12 protein-coding genes are annotated in these 15,805 nt (G+C 70.9%); 1 reads left to right on the top strand and 11 read right to left on the bottom strand.

All coding sequences use genetic code 11. The features are described 5' to 3' along the window. Nucleotides 1–161: 161 nt before the first annotated feature. Complete coding sequence (locus CBP52_RS04350) at nucleotides 162–4,085, top strand: fibronectin type III domain-containing protein (RefSeq protein WP_094179970.1); 3,924 nt, start codon at nucleotides 162–164, stop codon at nucleotides 4,083–4,085. 115 nt (nucleotides 4,086–4,200) lie between these two features. On the opposite strand, the gene aroC is transcribed toward CBP52_RS04350, so the two are convergent. The 11 genes from aroC to CBP52_RS18555 form a co-directional block, all read right to left on the bottom strand. Then, nucleotides 4,201–5,388, bottom strand: coding sequence for a chorismate synthase (gene aroC, locus CBP52_RS04345; RefSeq protein WP_094179969.1), 1,188 nt, complete (start codon nucleotides 5,386–5,388; stop codon nucleotides 4,201–4,203). Between the two features lie 141 nt (nucleotides 5,389–5,529). Continuing rightward, nucleotides 5,530–6,372 (bottom strand): hypothetical protein, encoded by an 843-nt coding sequence (locus CBP52_RS04340; protein ID WP_094179968.1) that lies wholly within the window; start codon nucleotides 6,370–6,372, stop codon nucleotides 5,530–5,532. Continuing rightward, the gene (locus tag CBP52_RS04335; RefSeq protein ID WP_198303525.1) at nucleotides 6,372–7,130 is read right to left on the bottom strand and encodes a PilN domain-containing protein; all 759 of its coding nucleotides are present in this window, start codon (nucleotides 7,128–7,130) and stop codon (nucleotides 6,372–6,374) included. The genes CBP52_RS04340 and CBP52_RS04335 overlap by 1 nt, the downstream gene beginning before the upstream one ends. After that, on the bottom strand, nucleotides 7,127–8,191 hold the full coding sequence (gene pilM, locus CBP52_RS04330) for a type IV pilus assembly protein PilM (protein ID WP_094179967.1): 1,065 nt from the start codon (nucleotides 8,189–8,191) through the stop codon (nucleotides 7,127–7,129). Before pilM ends, CBP52_RS04335 begins: the two co-directional genes overlap by 4 nt. Before the next feature lie 111 nt (nucleotides 8,192–8,302). Next, the gene (locus tag CBP52_RS04325) at nucleotides 8,303–9,085 is read right to left on the bottom strand and encodes an A24 family peptidase (protein ID WP_094179966.1); all 783 of its coding nucleotides are present in this window, start codon (nucleotides 9,083–9,085) and stop codon (nucleotides 8,303–8,305) included. 6 nt (nucleotides 9,086–9,091) lie between these two features. After that, nucleotides 9,092–10,930 (bottom strand): hypothetical protein, encoded by a 1,839-nt coding sequence (locus CBP52_RS04320; RefSeq protein ID WP_157732495.1) that lies wholly within the window; start codon nucleotides 10,928–10,930, stop codon nucleotides 9,092–9,094. After that, on the bottom strand, nucleotides 10,921–11,604 hold the full coding sequence (locus CBP52_RS04315; protein WP_094179964.1) for a PilW family protein: 684 nt from the start codon (nucleotides 11,602–11,604) through the stop codon (nucleotides 10,921–10,923). The genes CBP52_RS04320 and CBP52_RS04315 overlap by 10 nt, the downstream gene beginning before the upstream one ends. Then, nucleotides 11,601–12,056: a hypothetical protein gene (locus CBP52_RS04310; RefSeq protein WP_094179963.1), complete on the bottom strand. Its 456-nt coding sequence runs from the start codon at nucleotides 12,054–12,056 to the stop codon at nucleotides 11,601–11,603. The genes CBP52_RS04315 and CBP52_RS04310 overlap by 4 nt, the downstream gene beginning before the upstream one ends. 95 nt (nucleotides 12,057–12,151) lie before the next feature. Next, nucleotides 12,152–12,595, bottom strand: a complete 444-nt coding sequence (locus CBP52_RS04305; RefSeq protein ID WP_094179962.1) for a prepilin-type N-terminal cleavage/methylation domain-containing protein — start codon at nucleotides 12,593–12,595, stop codon at nucleotides 12,152–12,154. Between the two features lie 164 nt (nucleotides 12,596–12,759). After that, a complete protein-coding gene (locus CBP52_RS04300) occupies nucleotides 12,760–13,992 on the bottom strand; it encodes a type II secretion system F family protein (RefSeq protein ID WP_094179961.1) in 1,233 nt (410 codons plus the stop codon). Beyond that, nucleotides 13,992–15,695 carry a type IV pilus twitching motility protein PilT gene (locus CBP52_RS18555; RefSeq protein ID WP_304441733.1) on the bottom strand — a complete coding sequence of 568 codons (1,704 nt, stop codon included), beginning with the start codon at nucleotides 15,693–15,695 and terminating at the stop codon, nucleotides 13,992–13,994. The genes CBP52_RS04300 and CBP52_RS18555 overlap by 1 nt, the downstream gene beginning before the upstream one ends. Between the last annotated feature and the right edge of the window lie 110 nt (nucleotides 15,696–15,805).

The following is a 15,805-nucleotide window of genomic DNA, read 5'->3' as shown; positions in this document are numbered from 1 at the left end:
ACCTGGGCGGACGCCACGTGCGGGACGGCGACTCAGCCTCCTGCGCCGTCCGGTGTGGGCCGTTCGGGTCCTTCTTGCCCCAATTCCTGGATCCGGTCTCAACTCGACGCGGCCAGATGCCGAGTAGCCGACTGACTCGTCGGCCCTAACCCGGAGGAACCGTGCTGCGTCGCACGCTCGCCGTCCTCGTCTCCACCACCTTGATCGTCTCGGCGGTGGCCGCCACCGCCCCCGCCGCAACCGCCGCACCCGAGGCGCCTGCCACGTCCTCCACCGCGGTCGACCAGGACGGCGACATCACGCTCACCTGGGCACCCGCGGACGGCGCGAGCGCCTACTCGCTGCAGGTCGCGACCGACCCGAGCTTCGTCTCGGGCTCGATCCTGACGACGGTGGCGACGTACAACGTCAGCTGGGTGATTCCCACGTCGTGGAGCACCACCGAGGACCGCACGCTCTACTGGCGGGTCGCGTCGTACGGCACCGGCACCACGAGCTCCACGCTCGGCGCGTACTCCGCGCCGACGCAGCTCGACATCACGGCGGGAGCCGTGCCGACGCTCCTCGGACCCGGCAGCGCCACCGGCGGCGTCGTGACCTACCCCGACCCGGTGGTCTTCTCCTGGGAGCCCGTCGCAGGGGCCCAGCTCTACCGGCTGCAGTACGCCTCCGACGCAGGCTTCACGACGGACCTCAAGACGTACACGACGACGGGGACGACCTACACACCCGCGACGCCGCTCGCACGTGAGTCGGGAGGCTTCCCGATCACGTGGCACTGGCGCGTGCAGGCGGTCCTCTACACCGGAGTCACGGCCGGGACGACCGGTCCGTACTCGCAGCCGTGGGAGTTCCGAGTCGAGTGGCCCGCGTCCGCCTCGCAGCCGACCCTCACGTCGCCCGCGAACTGGGTCGCCGGAGCCCCCGGCGTCTCGGACGTCAAGCTCACGTGGACGCCCGTCGCCGGGGCCTCGAGGTACGAGGTCGTGATCGGGACGTCGCGCAGCGACGACGGCACGAGCGTCACGAGCCGGATCCAGGAGGCGAGCGGCACGACGCCCTTCACCACGTGGGTGCCGACGATCGCGTTCGCCGACCGCAACTTCTTCTGGCAGGTCATCCCGTACGACCTGGCCGGCAACCCCGGGACGGCATCGGAGGTCCGGCAGTTCCGCAAGCTCTGGGGCGGCCAGACCGGCCCGCAGACGGCGCCCGCCGCCGACGCGACGTACCCTGCGCCGCTCGTCGGCGGACCGCAGTACGCGCCCACGCCGGTGTCGATCGACGACTTCGAGCTCTCGTGGGACCCGGTGCCCCGCGCGACCCTGTACGAGGTGCAGGTCGTGCCGCACAACGGCGACCCGCGGCTGACCTGCCGCACCGCGTCGACCTCGGCCACGATCGTCGGGTACGTCGCTGCGGGAGCCGGCACGCCCGGTGCGCTCGTCGGCCAGAGCCAGTGCCTCTGGAACGGCGATGCCGCCAAGCGGATCGCCCCGGGCAGGACATACACGTGGCGTGTGCGGGCGATCGACTACTCGGGCAAGGACACGACCGCGCTCAGCGCGTCGACGAACCCGGTCGGCACGCTCGTCAGCGCGTGGTCCGACCCCGAGGAGAGCGGGGCGAGCGACCGGGAGCGCTGGATCGAGGTCACCTCGCCCCGGGACACGAGCGCGCTCGACGTCGAGCCGGACACCACCGCCTGGGCCACCGGCACCGCCGTCGCCGGCCAGCCGTCCCCGACCTTCTCGTGGAACACCGCCCGGTACTGGAAGAAGGTCGGCGGGACGGATACCAACCCGGAGCTGGAGCTGACGCCCGTCGACGGGTACGAGGTCACGGTCGCGCTCAACCCCGACATGACGAACCCCGTCTCGGTGACGCGCACGCCGTCGACGCGTCTGCGGATCAACGGCGTCTTCGGCGACAACGAGACGGGCATGCCGTACTACTGGCAGGTCCGTCCCTTCTGGACGCAGAACTGGACGGCGGTCACGTACACCGCGCTGGGATCCGCGACGAAGCCGAGTTGGACGAAGACCAGCACGGCCACGTCGTTCTTCGACGACGAGACGACGCGCACCGTGAGCGCCGACGGCACGATCGTCTTCGCGTGGCGCCCCCAGGCCGACACCGCGCCCGCGGACGGCGGCTCACGTGGGTACCAGGTGACGCTCACCACGAGCGGCGGCACCCTCGTCGGGACCCAGAAGATCGAGTACCCGTACTTCGTCGCGGTCAACCCGAAGACCGAGCAGCCCCTCGCGCCCGGTTCCTACAAGCTGACGGTCGCGCCGCTCGACGCGAACGGTTCGCCCGGGCGTCCCAGCAGGACGATCGAGTTCAGCACCGCGACGCCCGCCCCCCACACACCGACGAGCCGGACGACCGCGGCGGGCGCCACGCTGTCCTGGCAGACGAGCGCGACGGCGTCCCGGTACGAGGTCCAGTACTGGGCTGCGGCGGGCAGCGAGATCACGGTCTCGAAGCTCGGTACGGAGTCGCTCGCCCAGGGTGCGCTCTCCCTGACCGACCTCTCGGCCGGGACGTACGGCTGGCGCGTCCGCTCGATCGACACCGCCGGCAACGCGTCGCCCTGGAGCACGGGTGCGACGTTCGCCGTCGGGGAGCGTCGGCCGACCCTGCGCACGCCCGTCGACGACGTGCTGACCACCTCGACGCGCGTGCTCGACTGGGCGCCGGTCGAGGGTGCGTCGCGCTACCTCGTGCAGGTCGCGACCACCTCGGGCGGTCTGGCGAGCGCCGCGGTCGTCGAGACGATCGCGAGCGCGTACGCCCCGACGACGGTCGCGTCGTACGGGACGACCTACTACTGGCGGGTGCGGGCCGTCGGCGAGAAGTACGGGAGCGCCTCGCGCCCGGTCCTCGGCGAGTCCACGGAAGGCCGGTACTTCACCCGCACGGCACCTGCCGCTCCGGCGACGACGACGCCGACGCTGAGCACCGGCGGGCTGACGTACGCGTGGACGCCCCTGACGGGCGCCGCGGCGGGTTCGGACGACACCGTCGAGTACGTCGTGCGCTACCGCGTGAAGCAGACGCCCGAGGCGACGTGGACGTACCTGGACGCCATCACCGGCTCGAACGTGGCGGTCAGCGGGCTCGCGTCGAGCACGACCTACCAGTTCGAGGTCGCGGGGCGCACGAGCGAGGGCCAGGGGCCCTGGTCCAGGACCAGCGAGAAGACGACGGCCTCGGTGCCGTCGGCACCCGCGACTCTCACGCTCACGTCCAAGCTGCGTTCGCTGGACGTCGCCTGGGCGAAGCCCGTGACGTCGGGTGCCTCGCTCACCGCGATCACGCTGCGCTACCGCCTGACCACCTCGTCGACGTGGACGACGGTCGCACTGCCGGCCTCCGCCACGAAGTACACGATCACCGGCCTGTCCGCGCTCAAGAAGTACCGGGTCGAGGTCGCGGGCCAGAACGTCGTCGGTACCGGCCTGCCGGCGACCGGGGAGCAGATGGCGCTCGGCACCGCGAGTGCTCCTCGCTCCCTCGCGGCCAAGTCCGGTGACCGCAAGGTCACGCTCACCTGGAGCGCCCCGAGCTCTCTCGGTGGAGACTTGCTCAGCGAGTACGTCGTGCAGATGCGCTCCTACTCGGCCACGACGAAGACGTGGTCCGCCTGGGTCACGAAGACGACGACGCCGTCGCGATCGGCCACGATCTCCTCGCTCGTCAACGGTGCGAAGTACCAGTTCCGGGTGCTCGCTCGCACGCTCGTGGCGAAGGACGGCACGGCCTCCTCCGCCGTCTCGGTGGTTCCCGCCGGCAAGCCGCTGGCGCCCACCGGCGTGAGCGCACTGGCGACGGGCTCCAGCAGGATCAAGGTGAGCTGGGCCAAGGCCAACGCGAACGGCTCGACGATCTCCGGCTACACGGTGCAGTACTCGACGAACGGCACGACGTGGAGGTCGCTCAAGACCACGACGGCGAGCACGACGAGCTGGACCTGGTCGAGCGCCACGAGGGGCAAGACGTACTACTTCCGCGTCATCGCCAAGAGCAACCTCGGCAACAGCCCGGCGAGCTCGAAGGTGCGCGTCGTCGCCCGCTGACCCGCGCCCGGCGACAGACGTCCGACGACGAAGGTCCGGCACCCCTCGGGGTGACCGGACCTTCGTCGTTCAGGAGCGCGCGCCGTGCCGTGCGGGCCGGCGCCGCCGCCGGGGCTCAGCGCAGCAGCTCGGGGATCGCGTCGAGGTACGCCTCGAGGTTGCGCCGCACCTCGCCCACCGAGTCCCCTCCGGTCTTCTCCAGCAGCGCGTCCGCGAGGACGAGCGCCACCATCGCCTCGGCGACGACCGCCGCCGGCGGGACCGCGCACACGTCCGAGCGCTGGTGCTGCGCGGTGGCCGGCTCGCCCGTGCTCGTGTCGATCGTCGCGAGCGCGCGCGGGACCGTCGAGATGGGCTTCATGGCCGCGCGCACGCGCAGGATCTCGCCGTTCGTCATGCCGCCCTCGAGGCCACCCGCACGGTTCGAGCGGCGCTGCACGCGCCCGTCGACGCGGTCGATCTCGTCGTGCGCCTGCGAACCGCGGCGTGCCGCGGTGCGGAAGCCGTCACCGACCTCGACGCCCTTGATCGCCTGGATGCCCATGAGCGCGCCGGCAAGGCGCGAGTCGAGCCGCCGGTCGCCGTGCACGTGCGAGCCGAGCCCGGACGGGACGCCGTACGCGAGGACCTCGACGACGCCGCCGAGCGTGTCGCCGTCCTTGTGGCACTCGTCGATCTCCGCGACCATCGCCGCCGAGGTCTCGCCGTGGAAGCAGCGCACGGGGTCCGCGTCGAGCGCGGCGACGTCGTCGGGGCCGGGCAGCTCCGCGTCGTCCGGCACGGCGACCGGGCCGATCCCGACGACGTGCGAGACGAGCCGGATGCCCGCCGCCTGCTCGAGCAGCTTCGCGGCCACGACCCCGAGCGCGACGCGCGTCGCGGTCTCGCGAGCCGATGCGCGCTCGAGCACGGGACGGGCGTCGTCGAACGCGTACTTGCGCATCCCGACGAGGTCGGCGTGCCCCGGGCGGGGCCGCGTCAAGGGGGCGTTCCGGGCGCGCTGCAGGACCGCCGGGTCGTCCACGGGATCGGCGGACATGACGTCGACCCACTTGGGCCACTCGGTGTTGCCCACCTCGATCGCGACCGGACCTCCCTGGGTCAGGCCGTGCCGGACGCCGCCCAGCAGCCGCACCTCGTCCTGCTCGAACTTCATCCGTGCGCCCCGGCCGTAGCCGAGGCGGCGACGCGCCAGGGCGTCCTGGACGTCCTGGGTACGCACCTCGACCCCCGCAGGCACGCCCTCGAGGATCCCGACCAGTGCGGGGCCGTGAGACTCCCCCGCCGTCAACCAGCGCAGCATGCGGTCATCCTTCCATGCAGGTGCCGGCCACTCGTCCGTCGTCTGCGACGTGGACGCGCCGTCCGGCCGGGCCCCTCACGCGACCCAGGGCCGCCCCGCACGCGGGACGGCCCTGGTCGGCCTGACGGGTGGCTGCCGTCCTCAGTCGGACGAGGCCGAGTCGGAGCCCTCGATCGGGTAGAACGGGTTGCGGTCGGAGCCCGGGGTCGGCAGCGGCGGCTCCTCCTCGCCCTCGCCGACCGGTGCGGCGCCGAGCGTGCCGTCGGGCAGGACCCAGATGAAGCCGTCGACGGTGAGCTCGAGGTCGGCGAGCTCGGTCGCGGGCCTGCCGTCCTGCTGCGCGTTCTCCTCCTGTGCCTGCGCGTTCATACCGCCGACGAGGAAGAGCCGCTCGGTCTTCTGCAGGCCGTCGAGGAAGGCCAGCGTGTTCTGGTAGGTGCCCATCACGATGACCGACACCGGCACCGCGCTCATGCCCGCGGGGACCGCGGGTGCGGCAGGCTGCGCGGGCTCCGCCGTCGCGTCCCCGGCACCCGCGGACGCGCTCGGGCTCGGCGTGGGGTCGCTCGCGGGCGCCTCGGTCGAGACGCCGCCCGACGCGTCGGCCGGGTTGGTGCCGACGGGCGTCGCGAGCGTGATCGCCTGCGGGTTCGAGGGCGTGAGCTGCGTGACGACGACGCCGTACGCGGCAGCCACGTCGTTGAGCTGACGCAGGTAGGACGAGAGCTGGACGGTGGTGGGGATGCCCTTCTGGAGGCCGGCGAGCTCCGCCTTGTACTCCTCGAGGTGCGCGAAGTCGGCCTTCAGCTCGTCGACCTTCTGGCGCAGGACCACGTTCTGCTGCTCGGTCTGCTCGGTCTGGGCCTTCGTCTCGTCGGCCCGGCTGAGAACCGGCGAGACGAGCAGGAACCAGGCCATCGCCATGAGGACGACCGCGATGAACGCCGTGCCGCCGATCCAGGTGGACTTCTTGCTGTTCCCCATCACTCGCCCTCGTCCTTCGCGTCCGCGTCGGCGTCCGCAGCCGCGTCAGCGGCGGGGTCGGCAGGCTCGAACCGCCCCGACAGGACGCTGGGCTGGATCTGCACGCTGCCGTCGATCTTGTAATACACGCCGAAGCCCTCGGTCTCCGTGATCGTCACAGCGGTCACGAAGGAGTCGGCGAAGCCCGGGATCGAGTCGAGCGCGTCCATGAGTGCGGCGACATCCGGGACGGTCACGGACCGGGCCGCGAACGTGAGGTTGCCGATGCTCGGGGCCTGCAGGAGGTTCGCCGGCGCGGCCGCACCCTCCATCGGGGTCGCGCCGGCCACGATGAACGAGTCGATGCTCGCGCCCTCGGGCAGCACGGCCGTGATCGCGTCGATGTACGGCTTCCAGACGACGTCGGTCGAGCCGGCGATCTGCCGCGCGCGCTCCGCCTGGGCGAGCTGCGCCTGGACGCGCGGGACCTCGGCGTACTTCGCCTGCTCCTGCGTCAGCCGTGCGGTCTCCGCCTGAGCCGCCTCGAGGTCGGACTGCGCGTTCGCGGCGATGGTCTGCGCGAGCAGCCAGACGAGCGCGCACAGCACGAGGACGGCGAGCAGCGCGATGACGAGCCAGCGCTTGATGCTCTGCAGCCCGCGCGCGGCGCGCACCTCGGGCGGCAGGAGGTTGACCTGCGGGAGGCCGGTGATGATCGACTGGGGGGCCTTGGCCTTCGTCGACTTCGACTTCGTCGGACGATCCAGCAACGAGGTCATGCGGCAACTCCGTACGCGAGACCGACGGGAAGGGCGATGAGCGACTCACGTCCCGCGAGGCGCTCACGACCGGCTGACTTGGCCGCACGCAGGCCGGCGAGCGGGTCGCCGAGCGTCACGGCGATGCGGCTCGCGCTCGACAGGTACTGCCCGAGGCCCGGCAGGTGCGCGCCCCCGCCGGTGAGGACGACGAGCTCGATCCCCGCACCGGGGTTGTTGCCCGCGTAGTACACGAACGTGTTGCGCACCGACTCGACGAGCTGGCGCACGACCTCCGCGACGTTCTCGGCGGCCTGCTGACGCTCGGGGGCGACCGCGTAGCCGACGCCGATCTCACGCTTCGCCGTCTCGGCCTCCGCGGCGGAGATGCCGAGCGCGCTCGCGACCGCGGTGGTGACCTGGTGACCGCCGAGGGGAAGGGCGCGCACGAGACGCGGCTGACCCTGCGCGGCGACCACGACCGTGGTGATCTGCGCGCCGATGTCGACCAGCGCGACGGTGCGGTGCGCGTAGTCGCCGCGCGCGAGCGCCCGCACGAGCGCGAAGGCGTTGAGGTCGACCATGGTCGGACGCAGGCCGGCGCCCTCGACGGCGAGCACGTTGGCGTTGACCGTGTCGCGCTGTGCCGCGACCAGCAGGCCGTGCACCATGCGACCGTTGGGACCGTCGACCTCGAGGGTCGGGCAGTAGTCGAGCAGCGCGTCGTTGGTGGCCATCGGCAGAAGATCGCCGACCTGGTACGCGAGCGAGTCGGTGAGCTGCTGACGCGGCATCCAGGGCAGCTCGGTCTCGCGCACCAGCACGCGCTGGTTCCCGACGCCGATCACGACGTCCTTCGTCGGGAACTTTGCCTTCGACCACAGCTGCTTGAGCGCGTTCGCGACGATGCCCTGCTCGACGACCTCACCGTCGCGCACGGCGCCGAGCGGCAGCGGGACCTCACCGAACCGCGCGAGCGTGGGCGGGTTCTTCCCGCTAGGACCACCGGAGCCGAACTCGAGCTCGGCGGCGCGTACCGCGCCCGCGCCGATGTCGAGTCCGATCACACGTGTGCTGGCCACAGGCCGACCTCCGTCAGTAGAGCGGTTCCGACAGTCCTATCGGGTGACCACTCGTCCGACTTGAGGGCGAATGCCGCGCTCTTTCTCCTGGTCGCACGGCGTCCCGAGGGCCTAGATGAGCGACAGGTACCACGAACCGATCTGGTCCCCCAGGACGATGCCGACCCATGCCCCGAGCACCATCCACGGACCGAACGGCACCTGCGTCTTGCGCCCCGCGCGACCGCCGACGAGCAGGGCGACCGAGAACAGGCCACCGAGCAGGAAGGCCGCGAACCAGCCGACGACGAAGCTGGCCCAGCCGTAGTACCCGAGGTACAGCCCGAGCACGCCCGCGAGCTTGACGTCGCCGAAGCCCATGCCGGACGGGTAGACGACGAGCAGCACGAAGTAGACGACGAACATCACGGCCGCACCGATGGCGGCGTGCACGAGCGCCGACCACTGCGCCGTCCCGCCCGGGTTCCAGGCCGCCAGCGCGAGGAGCGCCGCGGCCACGCCGTACGACGGCAGCACGATCGGGTCGGGCAGCCGCTTGCAGTCGAGGTCGATCAGCGCGAGCGCGATCGAGACGGCCGCCAGGTAGAGCAGAGCCGGCAGGACCCACGAGACGCCCGCGAACCACGTCACGAGCGCGAACGCCACCCCCGTCCCGGCCTCGACCAGCGGGTAGCGCGCCGCGATCGGCTCACCGCAGTCGAAGCACCGGCCGCGCAGGACGAGCCACCCCAGCACCGGGACGTTGTGCCGCGCGCGGATGCGGTGGCCGCACCGCGGGCACGCGCTGGGCGGCGACACGACCGACTCGCCCCGCGGTACGCGCCACACGACGACGTTGAGGAAGGACCCGACCGCGAGGCCGAGCAACCCGGCGAGGAGGACGACGATGATCACGAGGGCTCAGGGTGCAAGCGAGAGCGCCTGGTTGTCCATCCGGAAGCGCTCCGAGACGACGAACGCGCGGCCCGCGGAACCGCCGCCCGACGTCGCCGCCGAGTAGATGAGCTTCATCTGGGTGTCGAGCGTGACCGAGCAGCCGTACAGCTGGCCCGTGAGGCTGAGCATGGGGCTGCCGCCGGTCGTGTTCTTCACCGTCCCCGGCGTGTAGACCATCACCTGCGTGTTCGGGCCCTGCGAGAACCCGGTCGTGTTGAAGGTGATGCCCTTGCCGGCGCTGCCGACGGCCGCGCAGTCCGCCTTGCCCGACGGCCACGGCTCGACGAGGTAGAGGCTGTGCTTGTTGCCGTCACCCGACTCGACGCGGAACGCCGTCTTGACCGTGGCGCCCGACATGAACAGCACCGCGTCCGCGTAGAGCTTGATCGTCAGCCCGCCTCCGAGCCCGACGGACGACGTCCCGCAGCCGCCCGAGGCGGTCGGCTGCTGCAGGTCGTAGATCGTCGGGGTCGCGATGACCAGTGGACCGCTGAAGTTCGAGGACCCGCTGACCCAGTCCTGCGAACACTCGTCCGCGAGGTACGGGCCGGTCTTGAGCGCGGCGAGGTCCACGCGCCACTTGCGCTGGATCCAGCCGCTCCACCGCGCGTCCGTCTTGGTCAGCTTGGGGTACTCCAGGCTCGGGTCGCCCGGCGGGAAGTAGACGCTCATGTCCGGCGCCGCCGGCGCGGACACCGACGAGTCGGGGATCGTCTTGGAGGCCGCCGTCACGTTCGCGGCGGTGAAGCCGCCGGTGAGCGAGCCCTTGATCCGCACCGTGCCCGGCGTCGTGATCGTCACCGAGCTGTTCGCGTTGACGCCGTTCGCGATCGTGACGTTGCCGTTCCACGTCTGGGGGTTGGACAGCTTGAGCTGCCCGCCGATCTGGATGTTGCCCTTGAGGTTGCAGGGCGACGAGATCTCGACGTTGCCGACGACGACGAGGTCGCCCAGCACGGTCGCACCGGAGGTCGGGCAGTAGAAGTTGCCGCCGACCCACATCTTGCCGTTGACCTTGCACGTCGTGTTCCACGTGACGTCGCCCGCGACGATCACGTCGCCGCCGACGAAGCCGTCGGCCGGGCACGTCAGGTTGCCCTTGCTGATGAAGCTCCCGTCCATCTTGCAGACGGTGTTGATGATCGACGTCTCGGACAGCGACGAGTTCACGAACACGCCGCCGTCGGTGTCCATCGCCGACGAGCAGTCGAAGTGGTCGGTGACGATGTCGCCGTCGGCGCCGACGAGCGTGAGGTTCGTCTTGGCCTCGGTCTTGACGTCGCCGAAGATCGCGGAGTCGAACTCGGGCGAGGTCGGACGCGACACGACGGTGAACTGGCCGACCATCGTGCGGATGTCGCCCGAGTCGTTGCCGGTGCCCGGCGTGCCGCTCCACCCGGTGGAGATCACCCGGAACGGCGTCGGGGTGCCCCCGGGTGGGGCCGCGACCGGGCAGCCGTTCGTCCACGAGGCCTCGAGTGCCGGGTCGGCGCCGCCCGAGACGAGGCGCTGCACCTGCGCGCGCCAGGCCGGGCTCGTACCCGACCCCGTGCCACCGGACCAGCACGTCCCGCTCGCGACGTTCGCCGCGGCGGTCTCCATGCCCGCCTCGGCGGCCGACTTCGCGTTCACCGACGAGCGCGATGCCGTCGTCTGCCCGATCGCGAACACGACCGTGCCGACGAGGGCCACCATGAGGACCGCGATCACGGCGCTCACGCCGATCACGGCCACCAGGGACGCACCCTCGTCGTCGCGACGGGCGCGACGCACGAGCGACATCACGCGGCTCTCTACACGCACGGCATGCCTCCGGGGGTCTCGCCGTCGAGCTGCAGCTGACGGCGCGGGACGATCGTGGACGAGAGGTCGACGGGGACGCGCGAGTCGCCCTCGCGGAAGGTCAGAGCGGCCTGGATGCTGCCGGGGTACCAGGCCTCGGCGTCGACCGCGGGCTCGAGCGCGACGAACGGGCTCGCACCGCTGATGGCGGCCACACCGCGCGCGACGATGGGCCACGACGCCGGGTTGACCGAGGTCGCTGGCGTCCCACTCGCCTGCGCGGGTCGGGTGATCTTGTGCAGCTGGTCGTCGGCGTCGAGGTACCAGGCGACGCACCGCCACGTACCCGTGCTCGCGACCTCGCCCTGGTTCTGCCGGGTCTTGAGGATCAGGACGTCCCCGCGGCCGTCGGTCGGCTCGACGGCCATCGACGTCGACGAGCGCACGTCGGTCTCGACCGCGAGGCGCACCGCCGCCTGCAGCTCGTCGAAGACGACCTTCGCGTTGTTGCTCGTCGTGGTCGTGTCCGTGACGGCACCCTGGGTCTGCAGGGTCTTGATGAACAGCGACCCGATGATGCCGAGCATGATGATCGACATCATGCTCGCGACGATGAGCTCGACCATCGAGAAGCCCGCGTCGGCGCGGTCCTCACGCACGGCGCGGCGCACGCGGGTGCGCAGGCGGGCGATCACTCGAGCCCCAGCGCGATGCGCGTGGTGCTCGTGGCGAGCACCTTGCTGGTGTCGGACGCCTCGACGACCGTCACCGTGTAGGTGACGACCGGCGCGTTCGACGAGGTGGTGCAGTTGGCGGGCGCTGCGCCCGCGGAGACGATCATCTTGAGCGGGAGCCCGCGACCGTCCATGCGGTTCGGCGGAGCACCGGCCGAGACCACGTCGGCCCACTTCGGGCACGCCTTGACCGAGTCGAGGCCGGCGACAGAGGCGTGCACCGTGTCGACCTGCTCGGAGGCCCACTGCGTCGCGGACTCGATCGCCGAGTTCCGCGCGGAGGCGTTGATCGCCGAGAACAGCAGCGCGATCGTCGTGATCAGGAGGAGCGCGAACAGCAGCATCGAGACCATGACCTCGACCAGGCCGAAGCCCTCGTCGCCCCCACGCCAGGCCGGCAGCCACCGCGCCACGTCAACCTCCTCCGAGACACCGCTGTGGGGCACCACGTGCGTGGTGCCCCACGGCGGGACTGTCATGACTGGAACCAGTCCCAGCGGGGACCAGATCAGCAGGTGGTCGAGCCCGAGAAGATCTCGCCGCTCATGTTGGTCGAGAAGTCCTCGACCTTGCCACCGTCGACGTGGGCACCGATGCACAGGTCGTCGAGCGAGGTGCTCGCGATCGTGATCGTGACGCCCGGGCTCGCCTGGAAGTCCTCGGGAGCGGCCGTGGCGGAGCCACCCGTCGCCGTGAAGGTGTAGGCCGGGGCCGTGCCACCGACGGTGACGCCGGTCGCGTCGGGCGCCTCGGTCAGGACCGAGGCGACCGCGATGCGGGCGTTGCCGAGGTCCGTCTTGGCCGCGGAGTCCTTGGCCTTCTTCTGCTGGTCGAGGTACACCGGGATCGCGATCGCCGCGAGGATGCCGATGATGATGATGACGACGAGGAGCTCGACCAGCGTGAAGCCCTGGTCCTTCTCGTTCATCGCCTTACGGATGCGAGCCATCATGATGATGTCCTCTTCGTTCGAGCGGAGTCTGTCGTTGTCAGAATCAAAGCCCCAGCCTGCGGGGCCGGTTCGGGTGATGCATCCGGTCTATCGTCCGGGTCCGACTCGGCCTTGAGCGGCGGTTCCACCCGGGATCCGAATTCACCCGAACGGCCGCTGAAAGGTCAGCCGATGAGGTCGAAGACGTTGAAGATCGGCAGGTACAGGGCGACGATCATGCCGCCGACGACGAGGCCGATACCGAGGATCATGATGGGCTCGATCAGGCTCGTGAGCTGCTCGGTCGTCGCCTCGACCTCTTGGTCGTAGAACTCCGAGATCTTCTCGAGCATCGTCTCCAGCGCACCCGAGTCCTCACCCACGGCCATCATCTGGGTCACCATCGACGGGAACACCTCGTGCTTGCTCAGCGGGCCGGTCAACGACTCGCCTCGGCGCACGGATTCCTGGACGTCCTTGATGGCGGCCTCGATGACCCAGTTGCCCGAGACCTCGCCGACGATGTCGAGGGCCTGGAGCAAAGGGACGCCGGAGGCGATCATGGTGCCGAAGTTGCGCGAGAAACGGGCAATTGCGATCTTCTTCGACAATGCGCCGAAGACGGGAAGTCGAAGGCGCCACGGATCGACCCGCTGACGCACGCTGTCGTCGTTCTTGTGCTTCTTCCACCACGACATGAAGACGATCGCGGCGACGATCAGCACGGGTCCGAGCCAGCGCATGAGGTTTGAGAGCCACACGAGCATCTGGGTGGGCAGCGGCAGCTCGCCGCCGAGCCCCTCGAACATGTTCTTGAAGACCGGGACGATGAAGATGAGCATGACCGCGACCGCGATGATCGCGATGCAGAACACCACGGTCGGGTAGGCCATTGCGGACTTGATCTTGCCGCGCAGCTTGACCTCGGCCTCGTAGTTCTCCGCGACGGAGACGAGCGCCTGCTCCAGGAAGCCGCCGACCTCGCCCGCCTTGATGATGTTGATCATCAGCGGCGGGAAGACGTCGCGGTGCTTCTGCAGCGCCGACGACAGCGAGCCACCGGTCTCGACGTCGGCGCGCACCGCGCCGAGCACCTTGGCCAACGGCTTGCTCTCGGTCTGCTCCGCGAGGATCGACAACGTGCGCAGCAGCGACAGACCGGCCGAGATCATGGTCGCCATCTGGCGTGACATGACGGCGAGGTCCTTGAGCGTGACCTTCTCGCCCATGCCGGGGATCGTGATCTCGCGCTGCAGACCTGAGGTCGAGACCTCGTTGATCGAGACGGCCGCGAGGCCCATCTCGCGCAGGCGGTTCGCGACCGCGGCCTGGTTGCTCGCCTCGACGCGTCCCTTGATGATCTTCCCGGACTTGTCCCGGACCGCGTACTCGAAGGTCTTGCCTGCCGTCGTCGCCATCACAGGGCCCCGAACTGCGCGTCGGCCAGCGCGGCTCCGCCCTGCGGGCCACCGGAGAACCGGCCGGTCAGACGGTTGAAGTCCTCGACGTGGTGGCACTTCTCGAGCCCGACCTCGTACGAGATCGTGCCCTTCTTCACGAGCTCGGACAGGTGCTGGTCCATGGTGTGCATGCCCTGCGACGCGCCGGCCTGCATCGACGAGTAGATCTGGTGCGTCTTGCCCTCACGGATCAGGTTGCGGATCGCGGGCGTCGCGACCAGCACCTCGGTCGCGACCGCGCGGCCCGGCCCGTCGGCGCGCTTGCAGAGCGTCTGGCAGACCACCCCCTGGATCGCGCCGGCGAGCTGCGTGCGCACCTGGGACTGCTGGTGCGAGGGGAACACGTCGATGATGCGGTCGATCGTCTGAGCCGCGTCCTGCGTGTGCAGCGTCGCGAAGACCAGGTGCCCGGTCTCGGCGGCCGTCAGGGCGACGGAGATCGTCTCGAGGTCACGCATCTCGCCGACGAGGATGATGTCGGGGTCCTGGCGCAGCACGTGCTTCAGCGCGTTCGCGAACGAGAGCGTGTCGGCGCCCACCTCACGCTGGTTGACGAGCGACTTCTTGTGCCGGTGGAGGAACTCGATCGGGTCCTCGACCGTCATGATGTGGTCCTCGCGCGTGCGGTTGGCGAGGTCGATGATCGACGCGAGCGTCGTCGACTTGCCCGAGCCGGTCGGCCCCGTGACGAGCACCAGCCCACGCGGCAGACCGGCGAAGTTCCCGACGATCGCGGGCACCCCGAGGTCCTCGAGCGGCTTGATCTCGTACGGGATGACGCGGAACGCGGCGCCGATGGACTCGCGCTGCTGGTAGATGTTCACGCGGAACCGGGCCAGCCCGCGCACGGCGTAGGAGAAGTCGAGCTCGAGGTTCGCCTCGAACGTCTCGCGCTGCTTCTGCGTGAGGATCGCGTACAGCGCACGGCGCAGCGGCTCGGGCGACATCTGGCCGAAGCCCTCGAGCGGCTTGAGCGAGCCTGAGATGCGCACCATGGGCATCGCGCCGGTGGTCAGGTGCACGTCGGACGCCCCGAGCTCGACCATGCGCGTGAGCACCTTGTCGATCGGCAGGTCGCCCTCTTGGGCCTCCTGCGCCATGCCGACGCGGGCGACCGGGGCGCGGTCGCGCGGACGCTTGTCGTCACCGGCCGGCGCCGACGCGGCGGGACGGGCGGGCGCGCCGGGGGCGGGGGCCGCCGCGGGAGCGGCTGCGTAGCCGGCCGGGGCTCCGGGGGCCGTCGGTGCCGCGGGGCCCGGCGTGAACGTCGCGGGTGCCGTCGGCGCCCCCGCGGGCGTGAACGTCGTCGGGGCCGGGGTCGGCGTGAACGTCGTCGGCGGGCCACCCGGGACGAACGCGGGCTGCGCGCCCTCGGCCGCCCGGGCGTACGTCGGGTGCGCGGGCGAGCCGCCGGGCGCGAAGGCCGGCTGCGGGAACTGGTCCCGCACGGCGGCGACGGACAGCGGCGTGCTGCTCGTCGGCGGCGCCGACGGGGCGGGCGCGGCCGGCATGACCGGCGCACCGGTCGACTGCGACGGGATCGGCGAGAACATCGTCGGTGTCGCGGGCGGTACCGGCTCGCCCGCCTGCGGCCCCGCGGGGCGGAACGGCGGCAACGGCCGAGCAGGCTCGCCCGCCGCCGGCTGGTAGTACTCGCTCACGTCATTCCCCTCTCGGGTGCCGCGCGGTGCGCGACGCCAGGCCGACTGGTCCCGGAGCGTTCATCGGCGGACGTCTGACCCGACTTGAGGTGATCGCTCCGGCTTCTTCA

Source organism: Cellulomonas sp. PSBB021 (assembly GCF_002240455.1).
Lineage (GTDB): Bacteria > Actinomycetota > Actinomycetes > Actinomycetales > Cellulomonadaceae > Cellulomonas > Cellulomonas uda.
The sequence above is the reverse complement of the archived record's forward strand: the minus strand, read 5'-3'. Positions and strand labels throughout refer to the sequence as shown.